Origin of the sequence: Acidithiobacillus thiooxidans ATCC 19377 (genome assembly GCF_009662475.1) — a bacterium.
In the GTDB taxonomy this organism is placed as follows: domain Bacteria; phylum Pseudomonadota; class Gammaproteobacteria; order Acidithiobacillales; family Acidithiobacillaceae; genus Acidithiobacillus; species Acidithiobacillus thiooxidans.
Window position 1 is genome coordinate 861,708 of record NZ_CP045571.1, and the last position, 15,897, is coordinate 877,604.

Annotated in this window: 12 protein-coding genes and 1 pseudogene; 9 read left to right on the forward strand and 4 right to left on the reverse strand. The window is 55.8% G+C overall.

Annotation, left to right across the window (positions count from 1 at the left end):
- Positions 1-328: 328 nt before the first annotated feature.
- Positions 329-2,074, reverse strand: a complete 1,746-nt coding sequence (locus tag GCD22_RS04550) for a DNA primase family protein (protein WP_081577535.1) — start codon at positions 2,072-2,074, stop codon at positions 329-331.
- 318 nt (positions 2,075-2,392) lie between these two features.
- Here GCD22_RS04550 and GCD22_RS04555 point away from each other — a divergent pair, with 318 nt between their 5' ends.
- The 5 genes from GCD22_RS04555 to GCD22_RS04575 all read left to right on the forward strand — a co-directional run bounded on the left by GCD22_RS04555 (position 2,393) and on the right by GCD22_RS04575 (position 10,822).
- Positions 2,393-5,167 (forward strand): class I SAM-dependent DNA methyltransferase, encoded by a 2,775-nt coding sequence (locus GCD22_RS04555; RefSeq protein WP_081577534.1) that lies wholly within the window; start codon positions 2,393-2,395, stop codon positions 5,165-5,167.
- Positions 5,164-5,940 (forward strand): hypothetical protein, encoded by a 777-nt coding sequence (locus GCD22_RS04560; RefSeq protein WP_081577533.1) that lies wholly within the window; start codon positions 5,164-5,166, stop codon positions 5,938-5,940. The genes GCD22_RS04555 and GCD22_RS04560 overlap by 4 nt, the downstream gene beginning before the upstream one ends.
- Complete coding sequence (locus GCD22_RS04565) at positions 5,937-8,021, forward strand: DEAD/DEAH box helicase (protein ID WP_081577532.1); 2,085 nt, start codon at positions 5,937-5,939, stop codon at positions 8,019-8,021. Before GCD22_RS04560 ends, GCD22_RS04565 begins: the two co-directional genes overlap by 4 nt.
- The gene (locus GCD22_RS04570; RefSeq protein WP_081577531.1) at positions 8,014-9,183 is read left to right on the forward strand and encodes a GIY-YIG nuclease family protein; all 1,170 of its coding nucleotides are present in this window, start codon (positions 8,014-8,016) and stop codon (positions 9,181-9,183) included. Before GCD22_RS04565 ends, GCD22_RS04570 begins: the two co-directional genes overlap by 8 nt.
- A gap of 286 nt (positions 9,184-9,469) precedes the next feature.
- Positions 9,470-10,822: an IS1182 family transposase gene (locus GCD22_RS04575; protein WP_153940471.1), complete on the forward strand. Its 1,353-nt coding sequence runs from the start codon at positions 9,470-9,472 to the stop codon at positions 10,820-10,822.
- A gap of 108 nt (positions 10,823-10,930) precedes the next feature.
- Here the strand turns inward: GCD22_RS04575 and GCD22_RS04580 are convergent, their stop codons facing one another.
- Positions 10,931-11,242 (reverse strand): hypothetical protein, encoded by a 312-nt coding sequence (locus tag GCD22_RS04580; RefSeq protein ID WP_081577530.1) that lies wholly within the window; start codon positions 11,240-11,242, stop codon positions 10,931-10,933.
- 168 nt (positions 11,243-11,410) lie between these two features.
- Positions 11,411-12,460 (reverse strand): Fic family protein, encoded by a 1,050-nt coding sequence (locus GCD22_RS04585; RefSeq protein ID WP_031574719.1) that lies wholly within the window; start codon positions 12,458-12,460, stop codon positions 11,411-11,413.
- Positions 12,461-12,642: 182 nt separating this feature from the next.
- Here GCD22_RS04585 and GCD22_RS04590 point away from each other — a divergent pair, with 182 nt between their 5' ends.
- The 4 genes and pseudogenes from GCD22_RS04590 to GCD22_RS04605 all read left to right on the forward strand — a co-directional run bounded on the left by GCD22_RS04590 (position 12,643) and on the right by GCD22_RS04605 (position 15,382).
- Positions 12,643-13,554, forward strand: a complete 912-nt coding sequence (locus GCD22_RS04590; protein WP_081577529.1) for a hypothetical protein — start codon at positions 12,643-12,645, stop codon at positions 13,552-13,554.
- Between the two features lie 173 nt (positions 13,555-13,727).
- On the forward strand, positions 13,728-13,862 hold the full coding sequence (locus tag GCD22_RS18700) for a hypothetical protein (RefSeq protein WP_254892772.1): 135 nt from the start codon (positions 13,728-13,730) through the stop codon (positions 13,860-13,862).
- Positions 13,855-14,160 (forward strand): helix-turn-helix domain-containing protein, encoded by a 306-nt coding sequence (locus GCD22_RS04600; protein WP_226831495.1) that lies wholly within the window; start codon positions 13,855-13,857, stop codon positions 14,158-14,160. Before GCD22_RS18700 ends, GCD22_RS04600 begins: the two co-directional genes overlap by 8 nt.
- A gap of 137 nt (positions 14,161-14,297) precedes the next feature.
- Positions 14,298-15,382 (forward strand): annotated as a pseudogene (locus tag GCD22_RS04605) (IS630 family transposase).
- Between the two features lie 244 nt (positions 15,383-15,626).
- Here GCD22_RS04605 and GCD22_RS18895 read toward each other — a convergent pair.
- Positions 15,627-15,854, reverse strand: coding sequence for an AlpA family phage regulatory protein (locus GCD22_RS18895; RefSeq protein WP_081577528.1), 228 nt, complete (start codon positions 15,852-15,854; stop codon positions 15,627-15,629).
- Positions 15,855-15,897 lie beyond the last annotated feature (43 nt).

Consider the following 15,897-nt stretch of genomic DNA (forward strand, 5'->3'; position numbering starts at 1 on the left):
GTGTAATCTGGCCATGGTGCCTATGACTCTACCCTTGTCCACCTTGACCGGTATATGCCAATCAGCCCGCTGGAAGAAACAAGGGATTGAGTACTCACCAGATTTCCCGTGATCCTCCTGATGTCTGTGCTAAAGCCTCGCGCAGCATGCAGGGAGAAGCCCGCAGGGGCTTCTCCTGTGATTCCCTGCCTCGAACTTGACCGACATCCAACTGCTCGAGTCGTTATCACCTAGGGCGCTATCAAGCACCCCCGAACTGACGACCTATGCGGCGCAACACGCTTTGCTATACGGCATATCTGGGGTGAGGGTCGATTGAAATTGGGAATCAAAAGAACCTAACATTAGTGATGGTGAGTCGCCGCTTTGGTGTGCGGTTCCTGGTTTTCACCAGACCAGGCAGGGCGGTTTGAAGTTGTGACCAAAATTTGGAGTCGGCCACGGATTTGTATCCATGCGTTATGCACCAGGATGTGTAAGCCTGGTACACCCTTGAGGACTCATTTTTTGCAGTATTGTCGATCTGTACCTCTCTGTCATCTACCCAAGCTAAAACCGAGTTAGCACCGACCCGCAGCTCCTGCTGGATTTCGACCATCGCGGCCGGCACGCTGAAACGTCCTCGTTGCAACAATCTGTGCAGAGCGTGGATAACCAGCGAAGCCACGCCGGCCAACTCTCGGTCAATGATTTTTTGACCGATCATTGGGTCGCGTTCGCTCGGAGGGATATGGGCACCGAAACGGACCAGCTGCAGCCGTCGCCAAAATCCATCGGACTGGTCTGATACGGCTGGGAGCGCGTTTCCGCGTATAATCCATTTTGCTGTGGGCCTGAGGGAAATAGGTGCTTGGTATTTCCTGTCCAGGCAGATCAGGTCACCTGAGATCAGACTTTTAAGAGCCTGCTCATCAATCCTGGCTGGTGTTTCGTCAACGTCGATCAGACTAGCACCGATCAGTCCCTGACTGCCAAAGCCCTGTAGATCCGCGATCCTGAGCGAAACTACTTGGCGGTGTAGTGCTGCGATGATTTTGGCGAGTTCCGATTTGCCGTTCGCTCCATTCCCGATCCAAAATTGCGCTACCTGGTAGCGCGTGTCGGCTAAAAGCGTATAACCTACATATTCGAGTACTACTTGACGTACTGCGGGATCGGGCAAGATGCGACTAATGAATCTGGTGAAGATCGGAGTCGGTTGCTCTCTGTCTCCCCAGGCCGCGACGACGGAGTGCCGCAATCCATGTTTTTTATCTGGCTTCACCGCTTTTATTTGGTCCGTGATTTCGACGGTGCAGTCGCTGAAAGCGACGCGCACAACCGATTGTGATGGCTCTGGGATGCAGAAAACACGAGTCGATAAGCTAGCGCAAGCGAGAATGGAGCGGACCATCTTCTCTGACAGCTTTGAAGGTTGAACTATCGTGAGAAACTGAACAGCTGCCGACTCGAGCCGTGACTTATCGATGACCGACCATGCGGCCCCCGTCCAAGCATATAATACGTTCTCAAATCGCCCGATGTTTCGGTGGTCCAGCGTTTCCAAAAAAAGGCCCTCAGTGGAAATGCTTTTGGTGGATAGAGTAAGCAAATCCGGGTCCGTCAGCGCGGAAAACATGGGATCAGCGGCGAGCAAGGCTTGCAACCTCCGCAAAGGTTCGATCCGATCCTCGATGTACTGCTTCAAGAGATCTGGCGTAAGCTTCACCGCAGGTCGGTATACGACTTGAGTTGGTACGCCGAGCCGGTGGCGTAAATCACACCCATGCTGATGGAAAGTCCTGCGAGTTGATGAGTCTTCAACATACAAAGTGTCGCCGGGTGGAGAGGGGCGGATCCATTTCTGGGAATCCTTGGGTCCAACTTCGCGTCCCGTTGAAGGGGCGAGTAAGACCAGAGCTGACAACGGTGTAGATATGGGTTGTAGTGGGTTTGTTATCACGGTGTAGGGGGTCATCGATGCATTCCTTGAGTTGTTGACCCGCAATATAGGAACCCAACCCGCAAAGTTGCCCCTGCCAAAAAGCTGTATGATTTTTGGAGTTGATGCGGGTTTGAAATCTTCGAAGTACATCAGAAGCCGCAGTTCCCCTTGAAGCGGCTTGCCGCTTCTCTGGCTGCCCCATTTTCAGCACGACAGCCTGCGGGTTGGTAGGGGGTGTTGCCCTCTGTCCCAAAAGGGATCGAAGCATTCCCTTTGCCCGGTGATTTTATCCAGATATTCTAATGTGCTGGACTTTATTGTACCCTGTTGCAGGTTGCCGCAATGAGTTCTGATGAAATAGCGCTATGATCACTGCGAACATATTGTTACCGACCTCAAGCATGCATTTATCTCCGCTCATAACCCGATTTGCAGTGGGGCAGCCTATGAGCGACCTGAGGGGGGGCATTGAAGCCAGTTGAGATCGCGCAGGCCCTCACCGACCTCGCGGAGCAGTCCTTCGATCCCGCAGAGTTTCCTTACGCCTTTCTTGAAGCCTTTGACAACAATGCGACGACCCTTAAGCGCCTGCGTGAGGGAATGTCGAACAAGTCCGACCTCGGTGGAGTGCTCCAGGCCAGGCACATCCACATCCTGACTTGCGACGCTGGGCGGGCGGAGCAAACGTTGACCGCCCTCAAGGCTAGCAAGGCCACAGTCAAAGCCAAGGTAAAGTTCATTCTCGCCACTGACGGCGCAGACTTCGAGGCCGAAGACCTGACTAGCGGCGATACCGTTGTCTGCGCTTTCAAGGACTTTCCTGAATATTTCGACTTCTTCCGGCCGTTGGCGGGCATCAGTACCGTCCGCCAGATCAGCGAAAATGTCTTTGACATCAACGCCACCAAACTACTGAATCGCCTGTACGTTAGGCTGTTACTCGACAACCCTGAATGGGGCACGTCGGAGCGTCGCCACGATGTGAACCACTTCATGGCGCGACTGATTTTCTGCTTCTTTGCCGATGACACGAACATCTTCGGGGGAAATGGCCGTTTTAAAGAAACCCTCGCCCAGATGAGCGCTATGGACTCGTCCGACACGCACGAGGTGATCAGCACGCTGTTCCTTGCCATGAACACTAAGCGTGAGGAACGGACCGCCGCCAGGATTCCCCGATGGGCCGACGGCTTTCCCTATGTGAACGGTGGACTGTTCTCTGGCAGAGTGGACGTGCCTCAATTCAGCAAAATCGCTCGCTCCTACCTAGTGAAAGTCGGCAAACTGGACTGGACCAAGATCAACCCGGATATTTTCGGCTCAATGATCCAAGCCATCGCCGAGGATGAGGAGCGTGGCGAGTTGGGTATGCACTACACCAGTGTTCCCAACATCCTGAAGGTGCTGAATCCACTGTTTCTAGACGACCTACGGGCAAAGCTGGTAGAGGCGGGAGACAATTCCCGCACCTTGCTAAACCTGCGCAAGCGGATGACGAGGATTAGGGTCTTCGACCCGGCCTGCGGCTCTGGGAACTTCCTGGTCATAGCCTACAAGGAGATGCGCGCCATTGAGGCCGAGATCAACAAGCGGCGTAGAGAACCGGATCGCGCATCAGAAATCCCAGTCACCAACTTTCGCGGGATCGAGCTACGCGACTTCCCGGCGGAAATCGCCCGCCTTGCGCTGGTTATTGCCGAGTATCAGTGCGACGTGCTGTACCGGGGGCAGGAGCTGGCACTGGCCGAGTTTCTCCCTCTGCGTAACGAAAATTGGATCACTTGCGGCAATGCGCTGCGGCTGGACTGGTTGAGCATTTGTCCACCGACGGGCAAGGGCGTGACATTGCTAGCCGATGACTGGTTTGATACGTCGCTCGATCAAGCTGAGATCGACTTCGAGAACGAGGGAGGAGAGACATATATTTGCGGAAATCCGCCATACAAAGGCAGCCAGACGCAGACCAAAGAACAAAAAGCGGACTTGGCTGCGGTATTTGACCCCTACGGCATTTCGTCCAAGCAGATTGACTACGTGGGTGGCTGGTTCATTAAAGCTGCCGCCTACGCCAAGACGGCCCAAGCGGAATCGGCATTTGTCAGCACGAACTCCATTTGCCAAGGCCGTATTGTTCCGATTTTATGGCCGGAGATTTTCAAACTGGGCTCCTTCATTCGTTTTGCGCACACCTCGTTTAAGTGGACGAACTTGGCAAGCCACAACGCGGGTGTCACGGTTGCAATCATCGGGCTTGCGACGGACGCGAGCAAAAGCCGCAAGCTCTATGATCTGAATCGCGCCGGCGAAACAACAGTGCGCGAGGCGGCGAACATCACCCCGTATCTGACCGTTGGTGAGGACGTGGTGGTTGAGGGTCAGCGTAAGAGCGTTTCGGGTCTGCCCGATATGTCTTTCGGTAACATGCCCGTCGATGGAGGAAACCTCTTGTTTTCGGCGGATGACGCGGTCTCGCTCGGTTTGAGTAAGCAGGATGAAGAGACCTTTCTTCGGCGCATCTACGGCTCTGCCGAGTTCATTCGCGGAGTAGTTCGCAAATGCCTCTGGATTCCCGATGAAAAATTGCCGCAGGCCTTGCAGATAGGCTCTATTCGAGCTTGCATTGATGGCGTTCGGGAAATGCGGCTTAAAAGTAAAGATGCGGGCACGAATGAAATGGCATCGCGGGCTCATCAGTTTCGTGAGATGTATCACGGCGAAAAGCACACGTTGATCCTTCCAGGTGTGTCGTCGGAAGGCCGCGAGTATCTTCCTGTTGGACTTATCGACAACCATTCGATCGTCAGTAACCTCGCTTTCGCCCTCTACGATGCCCCCCTCTGGAACATGGCGCTCATCGCCAGCCGCCTGCACCTGGTCTGGATCGCCACCGTCTGCGGCAAGCTGAAAACCGACTTCCGCTACTCCAACACTCTCGGCTGGAACACCTTCCCGGTGCCGACGCTGACCGAGAAAAACAAGGCCGATCTCACCCGCTGCGCCGAGGACATCCTGCTGGCGCGGGAGCATCACTTTCCGGCGACCATCGCCGATCTGTACGCCCCCGACAAGATGCCCGATGATCTGCGCGCCGCCCATGACCGCAACGACGAAGTGCTGGAGCGTATCTACATTGGTCGCCGCTTCAAGAACGACACCGAGCGGCTGGAAAAGCTGTTTGACCTCTACGCCAAGATGACCGCTGCGACCACGATCAAGAAGTGTAAGGCGGTGGCTAGGCCGTGAACGTATTGTTCCAAATGTGGGGGCCATTTCGGGAATCTCTGATTAAAACTCATTTGTTTTATGTCGAACAAGCGAGGAAACGCTTGCTTTCGCAGTTCGATAGTATTGATGCTGACGCTGATCGTGCCGCCGATGAATGGCTAGAGCGAAGCGCTCAATACTTTGATCCAGATCGGGATGATCCTGGAGGTTTCTATGAAACGACCAACGATGTCGCCATTGAGTTCTACGGACTCTTGAGCGATATGCGCGAGCAGACACGTTTGAGTGTCGTAGCCGGAATGTTCCATGAGTGGGACAAGCAGCTTCGCGGCTGGCTGGTGCGTGAGATTCACTACTGGCATCAAGGCGACAAAGCTGCTTCGGAGGTCTGGAAGGTCGATTTCGACAAAATCGTCGATTTGCTGGAAAGCTTAAGCTGGAATATTCGCAATACAGATTACTTCCGTACGCTTAATGCGTGCCGTCTTGTGGTTAATGTCTACAAACATGGCAAAGGAAACTCCCTCCGTGATCTATGGGATAACTTTCCTGAATATCTTGACGATTCGTTCAAAGGCTACAGCAGAACTTGGATGGACACAAAATATCGTGATCACACTCATCTTAAAGTGAGCGACGATCAGTTTCAGGCGTTCTCGGCGGCGATCTTGGCTTTCTGGCGCGAAGTTCCCGAAAATGCCGATAAATCTCAAGTAACCAATGTGCCGGACTGGTTTGACAGGGCCATTTTGAAGGACCAAGCCGAACTACAACAGACGAGCAAGAAATGACCCATAGCGCCCATAAATCCATCCCCTCCGTCTCCGTCACCTACGCCCGTAACGGCGCGTCGACCAAGGCCAATGCGCTGGGGATGCGGCCCATGCAGGAAAGGGCCTTTGAAAAGCGTGGCGAGCAATACCTGCTCATCAAGTCGCCACCCGCATCGGGCAAAAGCCGTGCACTGATGTTCGTCGCGCTCGACAAGCTGGCGAACCAAGGCTTGAAGCAGGCCATTATCGTCGTGCCGGAAAAGACCATTGGGGCCAGCTTCAACGATGAGCCGCTGTCGAAATACGGCTTCTGGGCGGACTGGCAGGTCGAACCCAAGTGGAACCTGTGCAACGCTCCGGGTAATGACAATGGCGGCAAGGTAAAGTCTCTTGGTGCATTCCTTAAAGGCGACGACAAGGTGCTGGTCTGCACCCACGCCACCTTCCGTTTCGCGGTCGATACCTATGGGGTAGAGGCGTTCGACGACCGCCTGATCGCGGTCGATGAGTTCCACCATGTTTCGGCCAACCCGGACAATAAGCTCGGCTTGCACCTTGGGCAGTTCTTCGCGCGGGGGAAAACGCACATCCTCGCCATGACCGGCTCCTATTTCCGGGGCGATGCCGAGGCCGTGCTGGCGCCGCAGGACGAGTCGAAATTCGATACCGTCACCTATACCTACTACGAGCAACTCAACGGTTATCAATACCTCAAGCAACTCGACATCGGCTACTTCTTCTACAGTGGGGCTTATGTCGATGACATCCTCAAAGTTCTCGATCCCGCCGAGAAGACCATTATCCACATTCCCAACGTCAATTCGCGCGAGAGCACGAAGGACAAGGTACGCGAGGTGGAACACATCATCGAGGCGCTTGGGGAGTGGCAAGGCATCGACCCTGCGACCGGCTTCCAGCTTGTCAAGCGGCCCCCAGGTGGTCCAGATGCTGGCCGCGTACTGCGGATCGCTGATCTCGTCGATGACGACGCCACGAGGCGCGACCGCGTGTCCGCCGCACTCAAAGACCCCGCGCAGAAGAATAACCGCAACCATGTGGACATCATCATCGCGCTGGGCATGGCGAAAGAAGGCTTCGATTGGATTTGGTGCGAACACGCGCTGACCGTGGGTTACCGCGCCAGCCTGACCGAGATCGTGCAGATTATCGGCCGAGCGACCCGCGACGCACCTGGCAAGACCCGCGCAAGGTTCAGCAACCTGATCGCCGAACCGGATGCGGCTGGGGAAGCGGTCACTGAGGCCGTCAACGATACTTTGAAGGCCATCGCGGCCAGTCTGCTGATGGAACAGGTGCTTGCGCCGCGTTTTGAGTTCAAGCCCAAGAATCCGGACAATACCCCCACACCGGGTTTCAACTACGGCGAGGGTGGCTACGACCCGGACCGCTGCAATGTCGGTGTCAACGAGCAGACAGGGACGTTCCAAATCGAAATCAAGGGGATCGCCGAGCCCAAGAGCAAGGAGGCGACCAGAATCTGTCATGAGGACCTTAACGAAGTCATCGCGGCCTTTGTGCAGGACAAACCCGCCCTCGAGCGCGGTCTGTTTGACGAGGAACTGGTGCCCGAGGAGCTAACGCTGGTTCGCATGGGCAAGATCATTAAGGGCAAGTATCCTGAGCTTGACGCCGAAGATCAGGAGGCAGTGCGCCAGCACGCTATTGCCGCGCTCAATCTCACGCAGCAGGCCAAGCGGGTGGTCACCGAAGGCCAAAGCGTGAGCGACAGCGGTGGATCGCCCAATACTGGCCTGATCGACGGTGTGCGCCGCTTCGCAATGGACGTTCGCGACCTGGACATTGACCTGATCGACCGCATCAATCCTTTCGGCGAAGCCTATGCCATCCTTGCCAAGGCTATGAGTGAGGACAGCTTGAAGCAAGTCGCGGCGACGATCACCGCCAAACGCACGAGTCTGACGCCAGAGGAAGCCAAAGATCTGGCCGTTCGGGCGGTTCAGTTCAAAAAGGAACGCGGCCGCATTCCGGCGCTTAATTCTCAGGATGCCTGGGAACGACGTATGGCAGAAGGCGCGACGGCTTTCATGCGTTTCAAGGCAGAAGGACGCTATGAGTAATTCTGATCTTAACGATCTGGCTGCAGAGCTTGCTGATTTCGCACCGCCCGAGAAGAAGGGCGGCCGGTCGGCAATTGAGGAGCGCGTCATCGCGGGCTTCAAGGATATCCAACGCTTCACCGAGAAGCACGGCCATACGCCGCAGCATGGTGAAGACCGCGATATCTTCGAGCGTCTCTACGCCGTACGTCTGGACCGTTTGCGCGCGCTCCCGGACTTCAGCACCCTGCTGGAGCCGCTGGACTATCAGAACTTACTATCTGCTGATCCGGCAGAGGAAACTATCGACATCGACGACCTGGCCTCCGAGCTGGCGGGCGTAGCCGACGGGGGCGATATTACGGTCCTACGTCATGTCCGCACCAGCGCCGAAAAGCGCGCCGCCGAGGCGATCGCCGAACGCAAGCCATGCGAAGACTTTGAGACCTTCAAGCCACTATTTGGGGGCGTGCAAGCCGACCTCAAGACGGGCCTGCGTCAGGCCCAGCTCATCAAAGCCGGCCGCCGCGCGATTGATGCTGGAGACTTTTTCGTGCTCGATGGTCTCACGCTCTTCGTCGCAGAGGTCGGTGAACCGCTGAAAACCACCGCCCGGGAAGTGGATCGCCGCTTGCGCGTCATCTACTCCAACGGTACCGAGAGCAATATGCTGCTGCGCTCGCTCCAGCGCGCCTTTTATGACGATCCCGCTGCACGGCGGCTAGCCTCGCCCGAAAGTGGGCAACTCTCTTTCGGTGACGAGCTTGAGGCCGATGATGTTGAAAGCGGCACGATCTATGTTCTGCGTTCTAAATCTGACCATCCCTATGTGGCACAGCACCGCGATCTGATCCACAAGATCGGCGTGACGGGGGGCAAGGTGGAGACGCGTATCGCCAACGCGGAAAACGATGCGACCTACCTGCTGGCTAAAGTTGAGGTGGTGGCGACCTACAAGCTCGCGGGCATTAACCGCACCCGGATGGAGAACCTGTTCCACAGGCTGTTCGCACCCGCACGATTGAATATCACCATCAACGACCGCTTCGGTCATCCTGTGCAGCCTGAGGAATGGTTTCTTATCCCGCTGTTCGTCATCGACGAGGCCGTCGTGCGCATCAAGGATGGCAGCATTACCGGCTACTTCTACGATCCCAGCGCAGCGAAGTTGGTGAAAGGATAGGACAGCTCAAGTGCGCGAATAGTCCTGACCGTGTAGGTTATAAAATAGCGCCTGACGGAAGAAGGTTTTTTAAAAGTCCCGTCAAGTAAAATCTGAGCGAAATGGTGAGTTGCTGCTGGTTTTTGACGGAAGCCCCCACACTCAAAGTTTCTCGTTGTTTGGCATCAAGCCCTGCAATGAGGGGAACAATAGGGGATAATTCCAAGGGCACTAGGAGCTTGTCGGACTTTCCCTTTGCGTCGAATTATCATATAATTACTTATAATTCAATGTGATGAGTGATTTCATGGCCCACTTCCTCGATACTAACCGCAAGACCGATTATCTTCTGCCCCCCTCCATGGACGACTGGCTCCCGGAAGGGCACCTGGCGCGATTTATTGTGGAAGTCATTGATCAGCTTGATCTCTCGTTACTGGTCCAACAATATGCAGGTCGTGGCCATAAGGCCTATCACCCGGCCACCCTCCTGGCGATTCTGGTCTACGGCTATGCCAACGGGGTCTTTCCCAGCCGTAAACTGGAACAAGCCACCTATGATTCCGTGGCTTTCCGTTACCTCGCGGCCGGCAGCCATCCGGATCACGATACCCTGGCCACCTTCCGTCGCCGTTTTCTGGGCGAACTGCAAGGATTGTTCGTGCAGGTCCTGGAACTGGCACAGGAGATGAAACTGCTGAAGATCGGCCGGGTGTGTCTGGATGGCACCAAGATCCACGCCAACGCTTCCAAACATCAAGCCCTGTCCCATGGGCATATCGAACAGATGGAGCGTCATCTCCAGGCCGAAGTACAGGAACTCTTTGCACTGGCAGAACAGGCGGATCAGTCCGGGTTTCCCGAAGGCGTGAATCTGCCCGAAGAGATCCAGCGCCGAGAAGACCGGTTGGCCGTGATGGCAGCGGCCAAGGCGAAGATTGCCGAGCGGGCACAGGCCCGTTATGCCAAAGAGAAAGCGCAGTACGACACGCAAATGGCGCGCCGTGCAGAACGGGAAGCCCTGGGACAAAAGCCCCGAGGCAAAGCCCCCCAGGCATCGGACCCGGCGCCTAAAGCGCAAGACCAGATCAATCTCACCGATGAAGAATCCCGCATCATGCCGGTCTCAGGCGGTGGCTTTGAACAAACCTATAATGCCCAGGCCGCCGTAGATGACCAGACAATGCTGGTGGTAGCCACCGGAGTCAGTCAGGCCCCCAATGACAAGGAACAGGTCATCCCCATGCTGAAAACCCTCCAGGCACAAACAGCGCAACTGGGGCCCATAGAAGCGCTGGTAGCCGATACGGGTTACTGCAGCGAAAAGAATGTGGAGGCCTGCGAAGCGCTGGGGATTACCCCATTCATTGCCGTGGCCCGAGAAGAACACCATCCCGACTGGCGGCAACGGCATACAGAACCGGAAGACCTCCCTGAAAATGCAACCCGCATGCAGGCGATGATACATCGTCTGAAGACGCAGGCAGGCCGAAGCGTTTACCGTCTGCGCAAACAAACGGTAGAACCGGTCTTCGGGATTATCAAATCGGTGATGGGATTCCGGCAGTTCTCCTTGCGCGGCCTGCGTCAGGTTCAAGGAGAATGGAGTCTGGTCTGCCTGGCGTGGAACATAAAACGCATGGCCGTATTGCGTCTGTAGGGCAGGAAAATGCAGATAAACCGCAAAAAACAGGGCAATAATGACCAAAAAAGACTCAAAACGAGTGATTTCAAAAAATTCGGGGCGAAATCTGGCAGTAGTCCGAAGTTAAAACCGACGGGCTGCTAGAACAAACTGATCAAAATCGAACTTCGGCGGTAATCGAGACCTTCGAAGACCTTCGGCTTCACCCTCGGCTGCGCCCAAGTTGAATTCAGTCATTGCCCGATCGAATTCACCAGATTCTTCGAATATCTCCAGATCCAGTTTAGTCGGCTGATAGTGGTACCGTTCAACGGCTAAAAACCAACCACGCTGGTACGGCGTCTTGCAGTAGGGGTCAAGATCGCCGTGGGCTAAACGCCGGCCTGTCAGGCAATGATGCTGGTAGGGCGGGAACTGCCGGTCATATATTTCCATGCGTACTCCTTGAGTGAGGGCCTAGAAAGTATAGGCCTGGCATGGGGCCAGCCGGTCTGGGTCGTGCGGCCGAGATGGATCCTGCAAAAGTCAATGCGGGTTTTAGGGCAGGCGTCATACCCGGAATGGGTATTTACGTACCCAAAATAGGTATGTTGGGGTAGGCCTTCAGCGCAGGTCGTACCAGACGCCTCGGCCACTGCCGTGCTGGTTCAGCGTGCCGTGCTCCACCAACACCCGGAAATGCTGCTTCAGCGTGTTGCGGCTGGCCCCGGTCAGCTTGATGGCCTCGCCAATGGTGACGCGGCCGTGTTCGCGGGTGAACTCGACGATCTGTAGCTGCAGTTCCGGCATGGTCGCCAGCACGATCTTCTCATGCTCGACTTTTTTCTCCAGGCGCCGAACCTGCTCGGCCAGGGAGCGCAGGAAGAACAACAGCCACGGCTGCCAGTTCGGTGCCTCGGTGCGGATCGTGCCCTGTGTCTGCCGCAAGGCCAGGTAGTACGCTTCCTTGCTCTGCTCGATCACACTCTCCAACGAGCTGTACGGCACATAGGCGTAGCCGGCCTGCAGGAGCAGCAGCGTGGTCAACACCCGGGAGAGTCGCCCGTTGCCGTCCTGGAATGGATGGATCGCCAGGAACACGACGATGTATAAGGCGATGATCAGCAGTGGATGCAGACTGGCAGACTCCCGCTCCTGGTTTACCCAGACCATTAGCTCCGTCATCAGCCGAGGTGTATCGAAGGGTGACGCTGTTTGGAACACGATGCCGATCTGCGCGCCGGTTTCGTCGAAGGCAGCGACGCTGTTCGGGTTGGTCTTGTACTGGCCCCGATGCCAGGTGTCCTTCTCACTGTAGCGCAAGAGGATCTGGTGCAACTGTTTGATGTGGTTTTCGGTGAATGGTATGTCCTGCCACGACGAGAACACCAGGTCCATCAGCTCGGCGTAGCCCGCCACTTCCTGCTCGTCGCGTGAGGCGAAGGACTGGATCTCCAGGTTCGACAGCAGCCGCTCCACTTCCCGGTCGGACAGTCTGCTGCCTTCGATGCGGGTGGACGAGCCGATGCTCTCGATGGTGGCTACCCGGCGCAGGGCCGACAGGCGGTCGGGCGCAAGTGTGCCCAAGGCGCGCCAGGCACCTTTGAACTCATCGATCCTGGCGATGAGCCTCAGGATCTCCGGGGTGATCTGAATGGTGTCGATTTTCAACATGAACCAATAATACACCCATTTACACCCATTCTGAAGTAGGTGCGAGATTCTGGGGAATGACGGGCCTATTTGCCGCAAGGAGTGCTGGGAATAAAGCTCTGCGGAGAGATTGCTCCGGTTTGAGCCTGATCCCTGTTTTTCTCCTTGAAACGCTATATTAGAAAACTTCCTGGAGATATGTCATGGTAACCTTCAAACGCGTCGGTTTAACGCTCGCCCTGCTCACGGCCTTGGCCAGCCTCAGTTATTCTGGGGCGGCTACCACTTATGTTTTCCGGCAGACCCTTCCCGGTAATCCGGTACCTTCCTGTAGTGAGCCCGGGAGTAAAAGCTTTACCACGCCTGGGGTGTATCAGGTAACCGTTCCAGCCGGCTGTGAGATAGCTGCAGTCTTAGCCGGAGCAGGTGGCGGTAATCCTACGGATGCCGACTTAGGGGGCGGTCCTGGCGGTTCAGTCTCTTTCAACCTGGTGTCGTCAGGATCTCCCCTAACCGTAGTGGTCGGGACTGCCGGCCAGATCGCCTACCCTTCTTCAGAATATTCAGGCGGGAATGGCGGCGGTTACAGTTTAGTGGCCTCAGGTAATGCCATTTGGGGTGTGGCCGGAGGCGGTGGTGGTGCAGCAGGTAATGGCGGCGGAAGCGGTCTTGCCTATTCCGAAGGTGGATCCGGAGGCAACCCGGGGATGAACGGTGAGATCGCACCGGTTGACTACGGTAGCTGTCAGGACGAAGGAACCGGGGCCACGGATCTTCAGGCCGGAACCGATGGGGAGCTATGCCCAGAGGTCAATACGGGGGTTCCTACCTACATATCCGTAGCCCCGGCGGGTTCAGCAGCACTGTCCAGCACCTTTTCCGATGACAGCGGAGGCATTGCTGCTTCCGAGGGTAATAATGGAAACGGTGGCGGTGGTGGAGGCGGTGGCGGCTACTACGGCGGAGGCTACGGCTCGGACGGGGGAGACTACGACGAAGGTGGTGGCGGAGGAGGGGGATCAAGCTATGTGACACCTGAAGCGACGAATGTGACTGAAACTACCGGCGGAGGATCTCCGACTGAGACGAATGGATCAGTTTCATTGTCCTGGTAAGTGAGGGTTCGTTCGGATAATCCCGGTCTTCGGAGCATAAGACCTCTGTCCAGTTTTTAGTCATTCCTGCGAGCTTTATCCAGAAAGCACGCAATGTTCATGAAGTTCGTCATGTCTATCACGGGCATCTTCACACTTCCTAATGGTCCGGCTATGCCGTATGAGCTGCCTGTATGTTTATCTTGATCGAGACACCGCTGTTTACGAGCCTATGGCCGGATTACTGGACAGAAGAAGAACGTGGCCAGTTCTGTGCATGGCTGGCGTTGCAGCAATTAGGCAAGGAGATTGATGCTGCCGATGACTGAAAAGGAACTCATGGAACGGGACGCCAAGCGTGATATTGGCGCAGAACTTCTGGAATCCGTCCGGCAGATGAAGGCCGGGAAAAAAGGCGCTGTCCATAAGATCGACGTGCCACAGGTTGTGCAGGCCCGTATCAGCGCAGGATTGTCACAATCCCAGTTTGCCGCGCTGATGGGGGTGTCTGTTCGCACCCTTCAGGATTGGGAACAGGGGCGGCGTAATCCGTCCGGTGCAGCGATGACGCTACTACGCATCGCAGCCAAGCACCCGGAGGTGATCCGGGAGGTGCAGGTGGCATAAGCTGCCCCGCCTCGGGGTCAACGCATTCTCAATCACCTACGCGGTGATGAACCTAGTGTAGTGTTGCATTCTTGGTGAACCTTAAGGTTAATGATGATAAAATAGCTCCATGTTGAGGGTATGAATGGAGTCGAGCCTTGCGAGTTGCGCCCACAGTCATTTTAACCAGCGAAGAGCTGTCCGAGTTGTCCCGTATAGTCGCCTCCCGATTAAGCAGTGTCCGCTTGTCATTACGGGCACGGATGATATTGCTGGCGGCAGAGGGCTTGCAGAACAAAGAAATTGCGGAGCGCCTGGGGGTGGATCGCCTGCAAGTCGCACGTTGGCGCAAGCGTTATCTGGAACACCGCTTGTCGGGCATTGAACGCGATTTAACGCGCGGCGCCCCTCCGGTGAAAGTGGATGTGGCCCGCCTGGTAGAATTGACCACGCAGAGTAAGCCGGAAGCGATGACGCATTGGAGTACGCGCAGGATGGCGGCAGAACTGGGTGTCAGTGCCGCCAGTGTGTCGCGGCATTGGCGCAAGCATGGCCTTAAGCCCCATCTGCTGCGTGGTTTCAAAGTGTCACGTGATCCGCATTTTGTGGAAAAGCTGGAAGATATTGTGGGGTTGTATATGTCTCCCCCGGAGCATGCCTTGGTGCTCTGCGTGGATGAAAAAAGTCAGGTGCAGGCCCTGGACCGGACCCAACCGGGACTTCCCCTCAAAAAGGGCCGCGCAGAAACGATGACCCACGACTACAAACGTAATGGTACTACGACCTTGTTTGCCGCACTCAACGTGCTGGATGGTCAGGTCATCGGACAGTGTCAACAGCGCCATACCCATGTGGAATGGCTGAAGTTCCTGAAGAAAATTGATCGGCAGACGCCCAGGGACAAGGCTCTGCATCTGATTGCCGACAACTATGCGACCCATAAACACCCGGTAGTACAGGCGTGGCTCGACAAGCACCCGCGTATTCACATGCACTTCACGCCCACTTCGGCATCCTGGCTCAACATGGTCGAGCGTTTCTTTCGGGATATGACGACCCAGCGGTTACGTCGTGGGGTGTTCACCAGGTCTCCGAACTCATCCAGGCCATTGAGGGGTACATCGACCACCACAACACCCGTCCCAAACCCTTCATCTGGACCAAAACCGCCCGCGACATCCTGCAAAAGGTCATTCGCGCCAACAGCCACTTAAGCAGCAAAAAGAATGCAACACTACACTAGGTGGTTGTCGCTAACGAGATCCTATGGTGCCCCCCATTGCAAGCACTTTGCTGAGGTCTCCTTCTCGGTGGCCAGACACCCCTCTGGACTGCGCTTTCTCAGTCCTAACCGGGATGAATGGTCCGCTCCCTGGCGGGGCATTACGACCTACCTTGGCAGGCTCCGGACCCATCATTTCCTCAGTTGCCGATTACAATGTAGAGACGTAATCTGGCTAACGGTTTGCCGTGGCACTCGTACAAGACTATGAAGTGGCGGCGAAGCCTTCAGGGTCAGCCATCCACCTGTAAATATCTGTCGCGTGCCATGCTGTAGTTCGTGAGGAAAGTTTGACTGGGGCTGGGAATGTGCCGTCCCTGACTTTACGCCAAAGAGTGGCCCGCGAGAACGGTACAAGGCCAAGTAATCCACATTTGGAGTCGCCGATTAGTTGCTTTTCACGAAAGAAAGCGGGTTGCACTGATGTATACATGGAAAGTCGTCTCTGTAAGCAGGGACAACGTATAGGAACCACA